Annotated in this window: 2 protein-coding genes; both read left to right on the forward strand. The window is 65.0% G+C overall.

Features of this window, described 5'->3' with window-relative positions:
• Nucleotides 1-28: 28 nt before the first annotated feature.
• Nucleotides 29-520, forward strand: a complete 492-nt coding sequence (locus VI25_RS29125) for a beta-L-arabinofuranosidase domain-containing protein (protein WP_055562977.1) — start codon at nucleotides 29-31, stop codon at nucleotides 518-520.
• Nucleotides 448-751 (forward strand): beta-L-arabinofuranosidase domain-containing protein (locus VI25_RS29130; RefSeq protein ID WP_201783392.1); only part of this gene is annotated, 304 nt, incomplete at its 3' end. The genes VI25_RS29125 and VI25_RS29130, both read left to right, overlap by 73 nt.

The following is a 751-nucleotide window of genomic DNA, read 5'->3' on the forward strand; positions in this document are numbered from 1 at the left end:
CGGCGGCTAACTTCTTCTGGCAAACGGTGTGCACAAGCGCACGGTGAGCATCGGGGGCAACAGTGTGAGCGAGCATTTCAATCCGGTCGATAACTTCAAGCCCATGCTGGAAGGCCGCGAGGGACCCGAGACGTGCAACACCTACAATATGCTCAAGCTCACGCGGCAGCTGTACCTGAGCAGCGGCGCCACGAGCTACCTCGACTACTACGAGCGGGCCATGTACAACCACATCCTCTCGTCGCAGCACCCCGGCCCTGAGGGTGGCTTTGTGTACTTCACGCCCATCCGGCCGCAGCACTACCGCGTGTACTCGCAGCCCCAGGAAAGCTTCTGGTGCTGCGTGGGCTCGGGGCTGGAAAACCACGGCAAGTACGGCGAGCTGGTGTACGCCCGACGGGGCCAGAATGACCTGTTGGTAAACCTGTTTGTACCCTCGCGCCTGAGTTGGCCCGAGGCCGGCCTGGCCCTAGAGCAAACCACGCGCCTACCTACGAGGAACAGAGCAGCCTGCGCCTGACGCTGAAAAAGTCCCGCCAGCTGACCCTGCGCATCCGCCGGCCCGCCTGGGTGCGCCCGGCCGAATTCCGGCTGGCGGTGAACGGGCAGCCAGTGCCCGTTGATACCACCGCGCAGGCCGGCTACGCCAGCATCCGGCGCAAGTGGCGCAGCGGCGACGTGCTAACGGTGGCCCTGCCCCAGCACACGACGGTGGAGTACCTGCCGACCACTCGCCCTGGGTGTCGTTCGT

It is taken from the genome of Hymenobacter sp. AT01-02 (assembly GCF_000961955.2).
Lineage (GTDB): Bacteria > Bacteroidota > Bacteroidia > Cytophagales > Hymenobacteraceae > Hymenobacter > Hymenobacter mucosus.